At 42.1% G+C, this 14,674-nt stretch carries 12 protein-coding genes; 9 read left to right on the top strand and 3 right to left on the bottom strand.

Annotation, left to right across the window (positions count from 1 at the left end; translation table 11 throughout):
• Positions 1-70 precede the first annotated feature (70 nt).
• The 7 genes from lpxD (at position 71) to DBK98_RS08540 (ending at position 6,565) form a co-directional block, all read left to right on the top strand.
• The gene (gene lpxD, locus DBK98_RS08570; protein WP_005775631.1) at positions 71-1,111 is read left to right on the top strand and encodes a UDP-3-O-(3-hydroxymyristoyl)glucosamine N-acyltransferase; all 1,041 of its coding nucleotides are present in this window, start codon (positions 71-73) and stop codon (positions 1,109-1,111) included.
• Between the two features lie 3 nt (positions 1,112-1,114).
• Positions 1,115-2,500, top strand: coding sequence for a bifunctional UDP-3-O-[3-hydroxymyristoyl] N-acetylglucosamine deacetylase/3-hydroxyacyl-ACP dehydratase (locus DBK98_RS08565; protein WP_005775630.1), 1,386 nt, complete (start codon positions 1,115-1,117; stop codon positions 2,498-2,500).
• Between the two features lie 9 nt (positions 2,501-2,509).
• Positions 2,510-3,277 carry an acyl-ACP--UDP-N-acetylglucosamine O-acyltransferase gene (gene lpxA / locus DBK98_RS08560; protein ID WP_005775629.1) on the top strand — a complete coding sequence of 256 codons (768 nt, stop codon included), beginning with the start codon at positions 2,510-2,512 and terminating at the stop codon, positions 3,275-3,277.
• A 134-nt stretch (positions 3,278-3,411) separates the two neighbouring features.
• Complete coding sequence (locus tag DBK98_RS08555) at positions 3,412-3,975, top strand: hypothetical protein (RefSeq protein ID WP_005775628.1); 564 nt, start codon at positions 3,412-3,414, stop codon at positions 3,973-3,975.
• A 100-nt stretch (positions 3,976-4,075) separates the two neighbouring features.
• Complete coding sequence (gene miaA, locus DBK98_RS08550) at positions 4,076-4,990, top strand: tRNA (adenosine(37)-N6)-dimethylallyltransferase MiaA (RefSeq protein ID WP_032537158.1); 915 nt, start codon at positions 4,076-4,078, stop codon at positions 4,988-4,990.
• A 125-nt stretch (positions 4,991-5,115) separates the two neighbouring features.
• On the top strand, positions 5,116-5,427 hold the full coding sequence (locus DBK98_RS08545; protein WP_005775625.1) for a hypothetical protein: 312 nt from the start codon (positions 5,116-5,118) through the stop codon (positions 5,425-5,427).
• Positions 5,390-6,565, top strand: coding sequence for a 6-bladed beta-propeller (locus tag DBK98_RS08540; protein ID WP_032537159.1), 1,176 nt, complete (start codon positions 5,390-5,392; stop codon positions 6,563-6,565). The genes DBK98_RS08545 and DBK98_RS08540 overlap by 38 nt, the downstream gene beginning before the upstream one ends.
• Positions 6,566-6,655: 90 nt before the next feature.
• Here the strand turns inward: DBK98_RS08540 and DBK98_RS08535 are convergent, their stop codons facing one another.
• From DBK98_RS08535 to DBK98_RS08525, 3 genes are all read right to left on the bottom strand, one after another.
• Positions 6,656-8,698: a sensor histidine kinase gene (locus DBK98_RS08535; protein WP_032537160.1), complete on the bottom strand. Its 2,043-nt coding sequence runs from the start codon at positions 8,696-8,698 to the stop codon at positions 6,656-6,658.
• Between the two features lie 224 nt (positions 8,699-8,922).
• The gene (locus DBK98_RS08530) at positions 8,923-10,263 is read right to left on the bottom strand and encodes a M56 family metallopeptidase (protein ID WP_032537161.1); all 1,341 of its coding nucleotides are present in this window, start codon (positions 10,261-10,263) and stop codon (positions 8,923-8,925) included.
• A 37-nt stretch (positions 10,264-10,300) separates the two neighbouring features.
• Positions 10,301-10,666, bottom strand: a complete 366-nt coding sequence (locus DBK98_RS08525; protein WP_032537162.1) for a BlaI/MecI/CopY family transcriptional regulator — start codon at positions 10,664-10,666, stop codon at positions 10,301-10,303.
• Between the two features lie 427 nt (positions 10,667-11,093).
• On the opposite strand from DBK98_RS08525, the gene DBK98_RS08520 reads away from it, so the two are divergent.
• Together DBK98_RS08520 and DBK98_RS08515 are read left to right on the top strand one after the other, a co-directional pair.
• A complete protein-coding gene (locus tag DBK98_RS08520; RefSeq protein ID WP_005818485.1) occupies positions 11,094-12,080 on the top strand; it encodes a GSCFA domain-containing protein in 987 nt (328 codons plus the stop codon).
• A gap of 29 nt (positions 12,081-12,109) precedes the next feature.
• The gene (locus DBK98_RS08515) at positions 12,110-14,605 is read left to right on the top strand and encodes a bifunctional UDP-N-acetylmuramoyl-tripeptide:D-alanyl-D-alanine ligase/alanine racemase (protein WP_032537163.1); all 2,496 of its coding nucleotides are present in this window, start codon (positions 12,110-12,112) and stop codon (positions 14,603-14,605) included.
• The last annotated feature ends 69 nt before the right edge of the window (positions 14,606-14,674 follow it).

The raw sequence follows: 14,674 nt of genomic DNA, 5'->3' as shown, positions 1-14,674 counted from the left end.
CATCAAAGAGTAAGGATATATAAAAAAAAAGTCCGTTATTTGCGTACTAATTAAATTTTAAAGTAAGATTATGGAGTTCTCGGCTAAGCAAATTGCAGCATTTATCCAAGGGGAAATTATAGGTGACGAAAACGCTACTGTACATACATTCGCAAAGATAGAAGAAGGAATACCGGGCGCTATCTCTTTCCTTTCTAATCCGAAATATACACCTTATATATATGAGACCGAAGCTAGCATTGTATTGGTGAACAAAGATTTTACTCCCGAACAAGAAGTAAAAGCAACATTAATCAAAGTAGACAATGCTTACGAGAGCCTTGCCAAACTGCTCAATCTATATGAGATGAGCAAACCCAAAAGAACCGGTATCGACCCACGTGCCTATGTAGCGGAAACCGCTAAAATAGGAAAAGACGTATATATAGCTCCTTTCGCCTGCATAGGCGACCATGCGGAAGTAGGAGATAATACGGTTATTCATCCGCATGCCACTGTAGGCGGTGGTGCCAAAATAGGCAGTAATTGTATCCTATATGCCAATGCAACAGTATATCATGATTGCCGGGTAGGAAACAATTGTATCCTGCACGCAGGATGTGTGATCGGAGCAGACGGCTTCGGTTTCGCTCCTACCCCGCAAGGATACGAAAAAATTCCTCAAATCGGTATCGTCATTCTTGAAGATAATGTAGAAGTCGGAGCCAATACCTGCATAGACCGCGCAACCATGGGAGCGACCGTGATTCATAGCGGAGTGAAATTAGATAATCTGATCCAGATAGCTCACAACGACGAAATAGGTTCGCATACCGTAATGGCTGCCCAAGTGGGTATCGCAGGTTCTACCAAGGTAGGCGAATGGTGTATGTTCGGCGGACAAGTAGGTATTGCCGGACATCTCAAAATAGGCAACCAAGTAAATCTGGGAGCTCAATCGGGTGTACCGGGGAATATAAAATCCGGTAGCCAACTTATCGGAACTCCTCCTATGGAGCTAAAACAATACTTCAAAGCATCCATCGCACAAAAAAGCCTTCCGGAGATGCAGATCGAATTACGCAATCTCCGCAAAGAAATAGAAGAATTAAAACAACAATTAAATAAGTAACCAATGCTGAAACAAAAAACTCTGAAAGATAGCTTTTCACTGAGAGGAAAAGGTCTTCACACTGGACTTGACCTGACTGTTACGTTTAACCCTGCCCCGGATAACCATGGCTACAAAATACAGCGCACGGATCTGGAAGGGCAACCCATTATCGATGCCGTAGCTGATAATGTAGTTGAAACGACAAGAGGAACCGTGCTGTCAAAAAATGGAGTAAAAGTAAGCACAGTTGAACATGGAATGGCAGCCCTCTATGCTTTGGGCATCGACAACTGCCTGATCCAGGTTAACGGACCGGAATTTCCGATTCTGGACGGAAGTGCACAATATTATGTACAAGAAATAGAGAGAGTAGGAACCGAGGAGCAAAATGCTGTTAAGGATTTCTATATCATTAAATCAAAAATAGAGTTTCGTGACGAGGAGACAGGTTCATCCATCATTGTATTACCCGATGAGAATTTCAGCCTGAACGTACTGGTTTCTTACGATTCGACCATCATCCCGAACCAGTTTGCAACACTGGAGGATATGAAGAAATTCAAAGAAGAGATCGCCCCCAGCCGTACCTTTGTATTTGTACGTGAAATCGAACCTCTGTTATCAGCCGGACTTATCAAAGGAGGCGATCTGGACAATGCCATCGTTATTTACGAACGCGAAATGTCGCAAGAGAATTATGATAAGTTAGCCGATATTATGGGTGTTCCCCATATGGATGCCAAACTACTGGGATATATCAACCATAAACCGTTGGTATGGCCCAACGAGTGTGCCCGCCATAAGTTACTGGACGTAATCGGAGACCTTGCTTTGATTGGTAAACCGATTAAAGGAAGAATCATCGCTACACGCCCGGGACATACCATCAATAACAAATTCGCACGTCAGATGCGTAAAGAAATCCGCCTGCATGAGATACAGGCACCGACCTATGACTGTAACCGAGCTCCGATTATGGACGTAAACCGTATCCGTGAGCTACTTCCTCATCGCTATCCGTTCCAGTTGGTGGATAAGGTGATCGAAATTGGTGCCAACTACATCGTAGGTGTTAAAAACGTAACCTCCAACGAGCCCTTCTTTCAGGGACATTTTCCTCAGGAACCTGTAATGCCCGGTGTATTGCAAATAGAAGCAATGGCCCAAATCGGCGGACTACTCGTTTTAAACTCAGTAGACGAACCGGAGCGTTATTCTACTTATTTCATGAAAATCGATGGAGTGAAGTTCCGTCAGAAAGTAGTACCGGGTGACACCCTGATCTTCCGCGTAGAGTTGTTGGCTCCTATCCGCCGGGGAATCTCGACGATGAAAGGCTATGCTTTCGTTGGCGAAAAAGTAGTCTGTGAATGCGAATTCATGGCACAAATAGTAAAAAACAAATAATTTATAAGCATGATAAGTCCCTTAGCGTATATTCATCCCGAAGCAAAAATCGGTGAAAACGTAGAGATTGCTCCGTTTGTTTACATTGATAGAAATGTAGTCATCGGAGATAACAATAAAATTATGGCTAATGCCAACATCCTGTACGGTTCACGTATCGGAAACGGAAATACAATCTTCCCGGGAGCCGTTATCGGAGCAATTCCCCAGGATTTGAAATTCAAGGGTGAAGAGAGCACAGCCGAAATAGGTGATAATAACCTGATTCGTGAAAATGTGACCATCAACCGGGGTACAGCTGCCAAAGGCAGAACCATTGTAGGCAATAATAACCTGCTGATGGAAGGTGTCCATGTAGCTCACGACGCATTGATCGGTAACGGCTGTATCATTGGTAATTCTACCAAAATGGCCGGTGAAATCGTTATTGACGATAATGCCATCATCAGTGCAAATGTATTGATGCACCAGTTTTGCCGGGTAGGCGGATACGTGATGATCCAGGGAGGTTGTCGTTTCAGCAAAGATATTCCCCCATACATCATAGCCGGTCGCGAACCCATCGCTTATAGTGGAATCAACATCATCGGACTCCGTCGTCGTGGTTTTTCAAATGAAGTTATTGAGAATATTCATAATGCATACCGCATCATTTACCAAAGCGGACTCAACACATCGGACGCCCTTGCAAAGGTTGAATCAGAAATACCCGCCAGTCCCGAAATAGAATATATCGTTGATTTTATTCGTAACTCGGACCGGGGAATCATCAGGTAAATAAATAGAAATCAATAAGAAAAAGGAGGATGCCCGGAAAGCATCCTCCTTTTTTGTGGAATAAACCCAGCCATCTTATTTGCAATCTTTCGGTTTTTTATTACTTTTACGCCATCAATAAAACAGTAACAACTATGATATACAGATTTACCATTATATCTGATGAGGTTGACGATTTCGTCAGAGAGATACAGATTGACCCGGAAGCTACTTTCTTCGATTTTCACGAAGCTATCTTGAAAGCAGCGGGTTACACGAATGACCAGATGACTTCTTTCTTTATCTGCGATGACGATTGGGAAAAAGAGAAAGAAATTACTCTGGAGGAAATGGACAATAATCCGGAAATGGACAGCTGGATAATGAAAGAAACCCGCCTCAACGAACTGATTGAAGACGAAAAACAAAAACTGCTCTATGTATTCGACTACATGACGGAACGTTGTTTCTTTATCGAATTATCCGAAATCATCACCGGAAAAGAAATAAAAGGTGCCAAATGCACCAAAAAGTCAGGTGAAGCTCCTAAGCAAACAGTAGATTTCGAAGAGATGGCTGCCGCAGGAGGCTCACTCGACTTAGATGAGAATTTCTATGGTGATCAGGACTTCGACATGGAAGATTTTGATGCAGAAGGATTTGATGTTAACGATGGTGCATCCGGTGGTGGAGGTTCATACGACGAAGATAAATTTTGAATAATATGCCCATGTGACAATACACCTGCCGACCACGTTATCATATTGCATAGCAGCCGACATATTGTCACATGGACACATTATCACATTACTAATCGTTATGACTACCAAAACTTTAATCGTACTTATAGGGCCTACAGGCGTAGGAAAAACGGAGTTAAGCCTCCGTATAGCAGAACATTTCAAGACGAGTATCATTTCGTCTGATTCCCGGCAGTTATACGCCGAACTTAAGATAGGAACAGCAGCTCCAACCCCGGAGCAATTAAAACGGGTTCCACATTATTTTGTAGGTACTTTGCAACTCACCGATTATTACAGTGCCGCCCAATATGAGACGGAGGTAATGTCTCTCCTTGAACTTTTATTCAAACAGCATGATGTCGTTCTCCTCACAGGAGGTTCTATGATGTATGTAGATGCCATCTGTAAAGGTATTGACGATATACCGACCGTGGATACGGAAACCCGCGAACTTCTGCTACATAAATACGAAACAGAAGGACTGGATAATCTCTGTGCCGAACTGAAATTGCTGGACCCGGAATATTATAAAATTGTAGATTTAAAGAATCCCAAACGAGTCATTCACGCATTGGAAATCTGCTACATGACAGGAAAGACTTATACCTCCTTCCGCACCCAACAAAAAAAAGAACGTCCTTTTCATATTCTGAAAATAGGATTGACTCGGGATCGTACCGAACTGTATGACCGTATCAACCGCCGCGTAGACCAAATGATGGAAGAAGGCTTACTGGAAGAAGCACGTTCTGTATATACCCACCGAAATCTAAACTCTTTGAATACTGTTGGTTATAAAGAGATATTCAAATATCTGGATGGAGAATGGGAACTACCTTTTGCCATTGAAAAGATAAAGCAAAACTCACGTATCTATTCACGCAAACAAATGACTTGGTTTAAGCGGGATAAAGAAATCCAATGGTTCCATCCTGAACAAGAGATAGAAATACTATCGCACCTCCACTCTCAATTAGATACTTATAAATAGCAGATATATTCTTAAAGAATAGAGAAAAGAAGCCGAATAAAAAAAGAGCAAAGCAAGTGTTATTATAAAAAAATTAATATATTTACCAACATAGATAATAATATTAATCTTTTAAAGTTAACACTATGCAAAAACGCGGTATCGCAGCTACTGCTTTGTGCGCAATCACTACAATTGAGTTTAATCTTAAAAACCAAAAGCAGGATATAATTTTAGCCAATATTGAGGCACTGGCACAAACTGAATTTGATTATAATAATGGTGCTGAAAGAAGAATAATGGACTCTTTCCAAAGTGAGCCTGTTTATCAAGTAGATGTAAACGGAAACAAAACTATAGAAACAATTTTTGTTTATACGGAAACGAGTTGTTATGGCAGCGGTATAATCGCATGCGAATATGATTTTAGTGCAGACATTAGTCAAAGACCTCTTTAATATGAAAAAAAAGATATTTTTCTCCGGCTTCCTATTGATGACAATGTTCTGTGGATGTATGACCCAGAATGAAATAACAAGCTCGATTGCAGAGTTAGAAACAGTAGAGAAATCAGTGAATGACACTCTTTTTCTACAAAATCCGCAGGTCTTCTGCCTGGAAACAAAAGACAATGCATTGATAAAACGCATTAATCGGGTAATAGAGTGGAAAAACACCTATTATATTTTAGATAAATCCATGAAGCAAGTGTTGGCTTTCAATGACAAAGGCAAACATCTATTTACCATACACCGTGTAGGAGCAGGTAAAGGAGAATATGGAAGCATACTGGATATAGCCATAGACAGGCAAAATGAAAATTTAGTATTCTTAGCCGACCCGACCTCACTGATATATTATGACTTGCAAGGGAACTTTATCAGAACTACAAAACTACCAGGACACTATCATTCAATAGCTATTGATAACAGAATGATATACTTAGAAAATGCCACACTTATTAATAATCAGTTATCCACATCATCCATCACAGTAATAGCCCCGAACGATCAAAAGACTGAATTATTAAAACCACTCCGAGAAATAGCTCCTTATTGTTTTATCGGAGGACATCAACTGGGCGGAACAGCTCCTGTTGTATTTACCAGAAAGTTCGATGATACGATCTATCAACTGGAAGACGGGAAAATAAGTCCTTACTACTCCTTCAATTTTATGAATGAAAGCTTTCCGGAAGCAGCCAAAGACAAAGAATACACCTGCCGCGAACTTAATAAGTTCACATGGGACCGATATGTATATTTAATGACTAATGTGGCAAATGCTCCCCAGTATTTAATGTTCAGAGCGAATCTACTCGGTATATATGTGTTTGATAAAAATCAAAACAAATTATCGAAATACAACAAGGTATACAATACGGAATACCAAGCAAACCTGCACCAATACATACCGGTAGAAGGAGCCAACAACCGCGTATTCTTCACAGTTTCTCCCACAACGCTGTTCAGCCTCAAAACTATAGTAGACAATCATCCATCGTTCAAAAACAAAATGTCCGATAAACTATATAAATTGACAGAATCATTGGATAGTGACTCTAATCCGGTGATTTTTAGCTATCAGGTAAAATAAACCGCATCCCACCCCCCACCGATTGAGGGTGTGTCGCTGTGATGAGTTATGACACACTCTCAGTCGGTGGCAGCAAAAATTTTATCTTTTTTATTTCTCCAGACCGTCTAAATCAATCTCTACGATCACATCTGTTCCTTTGCCTGGAACAGAACTTAGAGTCAGAACTCCTTTCAGGTTTTCCACACGTTCCTTTATGATAACCAGACCAATTCCCAACTTTCCGGTTTGTTGTTCAAAACCTTTGCCATTGTCAGCTATTGTCAACTTTATCCTGTTTCCTTCCCGAACAAGAATAATCTCAATATGGGTGGCCTGCGCATGTTTCAGTGCATTGCTTGTAGCTTCCTGTACAATTCGGTAAATCTCCAATGCCACTTTCTGCGATAAATGGTCGAATCCCTCCTCCGGTTCAAGCGCCAAAGTCAGCTCGGTCTGTCCCGGTTGATTACGCTGACAGACATAATCCTGAAGAATCTCCGACAGGGAAGCATACTTAAAGACAGGCGGCATCAAATCATGTGAAATTCCCCGCACTTCGGTTTGCAAAGCCTGCAATGTATCCAAAACCTCTTCCCTACTACTCGTCCCGTCAGCAATTTTCATTTTAATAGCCAGTAATTCGTTCGAAACATTATCATGGAGCTCTTTAGCCAAACGGTTTCGCTCTACCTCCAGGCCCTCAAGATAATACTGCACTTTACGCTGTTGTGCCTCATGCACCAAGGCTTGAAATTCGCGTTCCCTCTCCTCCAGCTTCGCCTTCTGCAATTCGACTGTCAATTCCGTTTCCTGCTGTTTCAGTTTGGCAATCTGCAACATCCCCTCATGAATACGCTGACGGGAACGATAACGTATCAGCAACAAAACAATCGTAATCAACGCCAATACAATCAGGGTGACAGAGAGAATATTAATCCACTTGTTCTTTTCATTGATAGCCGTAAGCTGCTTCACCACCCTCTCTTTTTCGTCCAGACTATATTGTGTCCGTAACTTCTGAATAGTCTTACTACTGTTTTTATCAAACAACCGGGTTTCATATTTCAATGAATTGCGGGCAGCCTCCAGAGCTTTATTATAAAGCTCCTGTTTCTCGTACACCTTGGCCAATAAGGTATAGAAATCAATCAAAGAGTGATAATAATCCACCTCCTGTTCTTCATTCATTTTTTTCAGTTCATGCAATCCATCCTGCAGATGCCTCTCGGCCAATTCATAATCCGCCTGATAATAGGCAATCACCCCCGAAACATAGCTAAGTGACACGTTTGCATCGATCTTTTTAGGATTCATCAGTTTTTTACCCGTTTCAAAACATTGTTCCGCTTCCTTTATCTTACCGGCTTCACTATAGACAACTGCCTGATGCAAATAATTATCGGATATCACATAGCCCACATCATATGGATTCTCGGTTGATGTGTATACTTCGAAAGCTTCCTGATTATATTTTGTCACAGAGTCCAATAAATCCATCCGGTGTTCATTTTGATATAAAGCATAGAAATACTTTGCTTTTAGGGTCCATTTCAATATCTGCTGAAAAGGGAAGTCTACCGGTAAATCCTTCATTGCTTCCGACAATTCATTTAATCCCTCATCATCTTGCCACATCGAATAAATGATAGAAAGATCATAATAAATCTCCGTTAAGATTGCCGGCTTCACCGCATTGCGATTAAAATACTCGGCAGCCTGATAATAATTTTCATGCGCTTTTTCCATCAGGTTCTTATTCGAATAATAGATTCCGGCAATATAGTGCATCATACCGGCAATGTTATTGTTTTCAAACTTTCCCTTGTTCATAAAAGCACTATCCAGATAGTTTTTAGCCTCAGCCATGTGCCCAAGTTGATTTTCGAACATAGCTACAATGGAATAAAGACGGGTAACGACCGCTTTATCCTCCACCTCTTTCGCTTCCGGAATCAATTGCTTCAGCACAGCGATCTGATGTTCCCGCGAAAGATGTTCGATATCCCCGGTCATGTAATAACGTTCCATCAAAGGAATCTTTTTATTTTTCATCAGATTCATAATCGAATCATACTGTGCGGCATCATCTTGTGCATCGGCCGCTACAACGTAGCAAAATAAAAATAAGAAAACAGATAGTAGTTTCTTCATAAGTAAATAATAATTAAAGTGTAATACTCTGACATTTTCTTCTGTCACTCTGCCAACCGAAGGTTAAGCCTTGTGTTAGTCACAAAAGTACAAATAATATAATTGGAGCAAATTAAAATCAAACATAATTTCAATAAACAAATATGCCGATAGAGTCTGCACATGTCCCTTTGCAGTCTCTATCGGCATATCCGTTTATTGGAATGATATCAATAACAATTATTTTAGTCTTCCGGATTCATGGTAGAAAAAGAAAGCTTATTTAAATCATTCGTTTTTTTTCCTTTCAACGTAATCAAAATAACACCATGTTCGGCCTTAGCTCCATAGATCTTTACAGATTCTTTGTCTTTCAGCACACTGATCGACTCAATCATATCCGGATTGATTGCCTCCATTTGTTCGCCGGTTATCTCTTTTCCATCTACCATAATCAGCGGTTGAGGCTGAAAATCGGTCTGCCTGGTTGCAAACAGAGACAATCCACTTCTTTTCAATCCATCCGAGATAGTAAGTGCATTCGGAACAGATACCGTATCCAACTGCGAAACTTCAATGACCATCTTCGCCGGAACATCCTTTTTCACGGTGTCCACTGCTACTCCGATCTTTTTTTCCGGCACTTTTTTCTCCACTATTTGCTTTAAATCATTAACTTTGACGACCGAAATTTCTTCCATCTTACCAGAAATTTCAGGACGTGCAAATGCAGTCACAGCAATGGCGGCCAAAGGAAGTACATACAAATACTTCAATCGTGCCCAAGGATTTGATTTTTCTTTTAACATCATAGTGATACGTTTTTTAAGTTTACTGTGATTAAAGCTGTTGGCCATAGAGTAGAGCCTTGTGCCAACAGCTTTCTTTATCAGTAATAACTGATATTGCTTAGCATTGACACCTTCCCTTATCACCGTTTCATCAGCCTCGTACTCATGTATATTCTGCAGTTCCTGCTTCAACAGCCAGGAAGCCGGATTAAACCATTGAAAGAAAATACAGATATCCGCAATCAGTAAATCGACAGAATGCCGGTTACAGATATGAGCCGTTTCATGGATTAGTATTTCTCGACCGTCTTCTTCTAAATCTTTCTTAGAAATAACAATGTATTTCATCCAGCTAAAAGGAGAAATTTTGCTCTGATGGGTCACTAAAGTTATTCCATTTTCCATCTTTTCTTTCTTGCCCGACCTCAACAATGCCAGCAAACGGCTCAGGGAATAAAGATGGCGGCACACCAAAAAGAGGATGCCTGATAAATAGATTATCAAAATGATCTGAATGCCCGATACGGATCCCCCTTCTGCCTGTGCCACCCCAGATGCCGGCATATCCGCCATCATCAATAGTTGTTCGATAGTAAGCATCGTCTGATGCATTTCTGTCTGTTGGGTAGTAGTCAGTTGAATCAGAGGCAGCAACAGTGAAAGCAGCAAAAGAGCCAACAGAGCAATTCGGTTGAACCGGTGAAACGTCTCCTTGCTCAGCAATAAACGATAAAACAGATAAAAAATCGCCAAACAAACAGATGACTTCAGTATATAGACAAAAAAAACTCCCATACTATTCAATTATTAAAAATCCGGTTTCTACCCCATTTTAGTCCTCATTTCCCCGTTCTACCTCCTGAATCAGTTTTTTGAGATCATCGAGTGAAATATCTTCTTCCTTCACCAGTGACGAAACGGCACTGAGATATGAATTATTGAAATATTTACTAATCACACTCTTCAACGTGCGTTTACTAAAGTCGGACTCACTGACAACCGCATAATATTGGTAAGTATTACCATAAGTATGGTGTGCCAGAAAACCTTTCTCCTCCAATCCACGCACAATAGTAGACAAGGTATTGAAATGTGGCTTCGGCTCATCATAGAATGCCAACATTTCTTTCACAAACAAAGGACCTTTCTCCCAGAAAAATCCCATAATTTCCTCTTCTTTTGCTGTTAATCCTTTCATAACTTTTCTTCTTTTGCATGCAAATAACGAAAAGATTTAGTTCAAAAACTAATTTTAGCAGTTAATTAAAACTAAAGGGTTACCCGATAAATGCGTAACTGAACCAGCATTTAAATGGAATTGATAATCAAAAGATTATATTTACCTGAATTTCGCTCCCGATGTAAAGCCATTTACCCGGGCATGTAAAAGCGTTTACCTCAGCATGTAAAGCCATTTACCTCGGCATGTAAAAGCATTTACCCCGGCTGGTAAACGGAACCGGCATTCAAGGTTACGGATGTCCACACTTGGAGTTAGCGTCAAGACGACAACGCGTTCTTCGGATAAACCAGATTTTGGCAATGCATGAGAAAAACCACACATTTGCCCGGATGAACCGAAATTATCATGTACCTTTGTACCTCTGTTATAGAATTACTTGATTATGAACCTGAATACTCCGGTAGAAATTCCATCTGGATTCATCCCCATCCACCATGCACAGCGACTGCTGATAATGGGTTCCTGTTTTGCAGAAAACATCGGAACCTTACTTGCTGAAAATAAGTTCCAAGTAGATATCAATCCTTTCGGTATCCTATACAACCCATTGTCCATCTCAATGGCCTTGCGTGAAATCATTCGTAAAAGGCTGTATGAAGAATCCGACCTTTTCTCGTATCGTGAGTACTGGCACAGTCCAATGCATCACGGCTCTTTCTCCGCAGCCACTCCGGAAGAAGTTGTACGGAATATACGGGTCCGCCTGGAGCAAGCACACAAAGAAGTGAAACAACTTGACTGGCTCATGCTGACCTTCGGCACCGCATACGTATATGAACAAAAAAAGACAGGGAAGGTAGTAGCCAATTGTCACAAATTGCCTGAAAAGGATTTCGTACGCCGTCGTCTGGAGACCGATGAGATAACAGAAGACTATATCCAGTTACTGGACGAACTGATTTCACTGAATCCAAAGATCAAAATATTGTTCACAGTCAGCCCCATCCGTCACGTACGCGACGGAATGCACGCCAATCAACTCAGCAAAAGTGTATTGCTCCTTGCCATCGACCGGCTGATGCAACGTTACCCACAAGCCACTTTTTACTTCCCTTCTTACGAAATAATATTGGACGAGCTCCGGGATTACCGTTTCTACGCAGATGACATGGTACATCCGTCGTCATTGGCCGTCAATTACCTCTGGGAACGCTTCTCGGAAACATTTTTCCGTCCCGAAACGCAAGCACTGATTAAGGAGTGCGCAACCATACGGAAAGCCATTGCACATAAACCTTTCCATCCCGAGTCAGAAGAGTATAAAAGATTTTTAGGACAAATTGTGTTAAAAATAGAACGACTTAACGAAAAATACCCGTACTTAGATTTCGAAAAAGAAACAAACATGTGCCGACTGGCGCTTCGATAAATGTGCAAATATGCCAATGCTTTATTATTATGTCATATACAATTGAATCAATCGTTGAAAAAACAGGTGCACGGCGTCTGGGAAACAAGCCTGCTACCATCGACTGGCTACTGACAGACAGCCGTTCGTTATGCTTTCCGGAAGAGACCCTCTTTTTTGCCATTCCTACCAAAAGGAATAACGGCGCACGCTATATCCCTGATCTCTATGAACGGGGAGTCCGCAACTTTGTAGTAACAAGCGAGGATTTCAAGGGGCTCACCATGGATAGTGAACAGCTGAAAGTGACAATGGCTCAGGAATGCAATTTCCTTATTGTCTCCAATACTTTAAAGGCACTTCAGAAACTGTCCGAACAACATCGCGGCTCTTTCCAGATACCTGTAATCGGCATCACGGGCAGCAATGGAAAAACCATCGTCAAAGAATGGCTGCACCAACTGCTCAGTCCCGACCGGGTAATCGTACGTTCGCCACGCAGCTACAATTCACAGATCGGCGTACCGCTGTCCGTCTGGCAGATGAACGAAGAGTCCGAATTAGGTATCTTTGAAGCCGGTATTTCGGAAATGGGAGAGATGCGTCCATTACAGAATATGATCAAACCGACTATCGGTATCCTGACTAACATTGGCGGAGCACACCAGGAAAATTTCTTTTCATTGCAGGAGAAGTGCATGGAGAAACTGAGTTTGTTTAAAGACTGTGACGTCGTCATTTACAATGGTGACAACGAAATGATAAGCAATTGTGTCGGAAAGTCGATGCTGACCGCCCGTGAAATCGCATGGAGCATGAAGGATATCGAGCGTCCGCTCTACATCAGCAGGGTGGAGAAGAGAGAAGACCATACCGTCATCTCCTATCGCTATCTGGAGATGGACAATACATTCTGCATCCCCTTTATCGATGACGCTTCCATAGAGAACTCCCTGAATTGTCTGGCCGCATGCCTGTACCTGATGGTACCCGCCGACCAAATCACCGAACGTATGGCACGTCTTGAACCCGTAGCCATGCGCCTGGAAGTAAAAGACGGCAAGAACAACTGCATCCTGATCAATGACAGCTACAACTCAGATCTTGCTTCACTGGATATTGCTCTCGACTTCCTTTACCGCCGTTCACAATCAAAAGGTTTGAAACGTACTCTAATTCTCTCAGACATTCTGGAGACCGGGCAAAGCACAACAACGCTCTATCGCAAAGTAGCACAACTGGTTCATAGCCGGGGCATCGAGAAGATTATCGGCGTAGGAGCTGAAATCTCCTCGTGTGCATCGAAGTTTGATATAGAAAAATATTTCTTTCCCGACACAAAGGCACTTTTAGCATCAGATGTCATAAAGAAACTCAAAAATGAAATCATCCTGATAAAGGGTTCCCGCAACTTCAGTTTCGACCTCGTATCGGAGGAACTGGAACTGAAAGTGCACGAAACCATCCTGGAAGTCAATCTGGGTGCAATGGTAGCCAATCTGAATCATTATCGTTCGATGCTCAAACCGGAAACCAAAATGGTATGCATGGTGAAAGCATCGGCATATGGAGCCGGTTCATACGAAATAGCCAAAACCCTTCAAGAACATCACGCCGACTATCTGGCAGTAGCAGTAGCCGACGAAGGTTCCGATCTCCGCAAAGCCGGTATCACAGCTTCCATCATTATCATGGACCCGGAACTGACAGCGTTCAAAACCATGTTCGACTATAAACTGGAACCGGAAGTATATAACTTCCACCTGCTCGACGCACTGATTAAAGCTGCAGAAAAAGAAGGCATCACCAACTTCCCGATCCACGTAAAACTGGATACGGGCATGCATCGGCTCGGATTCGAAGAAAAAGATATCCCGCAACTGATTCGCCGGCTGAAGAATCAGAATGCCGTGATACCCCGTTCGGTCTTCTCACATTTCGTGGGAAGCGATTCGCCCCAATTCGACGCATTCACCCGTCAGCAAATCGAACGATACGAACATATGTCGACTGAGCTGCAAGAAGCATTTCCACATAAGATACTGCGCCATATCTGCAATACGGCGGGTATCGAACGTTTTCCCGGAGCACAATTCGATATGGTGCGGCTGGGCATCGGATTGTATGGTATCAGCCCCATTGACAATTCAGTCATCAACAACGTAAGCACACTGAAAACAACCATTCTCCAGATACGTGATGTAGCGGAGGAAGATACGGTAGGATATAGCCGCAAAGGACATCTGGTTCGTCCTTCGCGCATCGCTGCAATCCCCATCGGATATGCTGACGGTCTGAACCGCCATCTGGGATGCGGGCACGGTTATTGCCTCGTCAATGGTAAAAAAGCTCCATATGTGGGTAATATCTGCATGGATGTATGTATGATAGATGTGACGGATATCGATTGCAGAGAAGGTGACCAAGCCGTGATTTTCGGTGACGAGCTGCCCATTACCGTTCTTTCGGATACCCTTGACACCATTCCTTACGAGGTACTGACAGGTATCTCAACCCGGGTAAAGAGAGTATATTATCAGGATTAAACTCTTCCACGGATTCCTCTGGACACCACAAGTCCCCGGAATCCGGTAATTAAAAAGGGATAAACCATC

Origin of the sequence: Bacteroides sp. PHL 2737, assembly GCF_004115325.2 — a bacterium.
Lineage (GTDB): Bacteria > Bacteroidota > Bacteroidia > Bacteroidales > Bacteroidaceae > Bacteroides > Bacteroides hominis.
The sequence above is the reverse complement of the archived record's forward strand: the minus strand, read 5'-3'. Positions and strand labels throughout refer to the sequence as shown.

What these genes read in the sequence shown, in the direction of transcription:
- lpxD (WP_005775631.1), top strand. Translation starts at nt 71, where the DNA reads ATGGAGTTCTCGGCTAAGCAAATTGCAGCATTTATCCAAGGGGAAATT.
- DBK98_RS08565 (WP_005775630.1), top strand. Translation starts at nt 1,115, where the DNA reads ATGCTGAAACAAAAAACTCTGAAAGATAGCTTTTCACTGAGAGGAAAA.
- lpxA (WP_005775629.1), top strand. Translation starts at nt 2,510, where the DNA reads ATGATAAGTCCCTTAGCGTATATTCATCCCGAAGCAAAAATCGGTGAA.
- DBK98_RS08555 (WP_005775628.1), top strand. Translation starts at nt 3,412, where the DNA reads ATGATATACAGATTTACCATTATATCTGATGAGGTTGACGATTTCGTC.
- miaA (WP_032537158.1), top strand. Translation starts at nt 4,076, where the DNA reads ATGACTACCAAAACTTTAATCGTACTTATAGGGCCTACAGGCGTAGGA.
- DBK98_RS08545 (WP_005775625.1), top strand. Translation starts at nt 5,116, where the DNA reads ATGCAAAAACGCGGTATCGCAGCTACTGCTTTGTGCGCAATCACTACA.
- DBK98_RS08540 (WP_032537159.1), top strand. Translation starts at nt 5,390, where the DNA reads ATGATTTTAGTGCAGACATTAGTCAAAGACCTCTTTAATATGAAAAAA.
- DBK98_RS08535 (WP_032537160.1), bottom strand. Translation starts at nt 8,698, where the DNA reads ATGAAGAAACTACTATCTGTTTTCTTATTTTTATTTTGCTACGTTGTA.
- DBK98_RS08530 (WP_032537161.1), bottom strand. Translation starts at nt 10,263, where the DNA reads ATGGGAGTTTTTTTTGTCTATATACTGAAGTCATCTGTTTGTTTGGCG.
- DBK98_RS08525 (WP_032537162.1), bottom strand. Translation starts at nt 10,666, where the DNA reads ATGAAAGGATTAACAGCAAAAGAAGAGGAAATTATGGGATTTTTCTGG.
- DBK98_RS08520 (WP_005818485.1), top strand. Translation starts at nt 11,094, where the DNA reads ATGAACCTGAATACTCCGGTAGAAATTCCATCTGGATTCATCCCCATC.
- DBK98_RS08515 (WP_032537163.1), top strand. Translation starts at nt 12,110, where the DNA reads ATGTCATATACAATTGAATCAATCGTTGAAAAAACAGGTGCACGGCGT.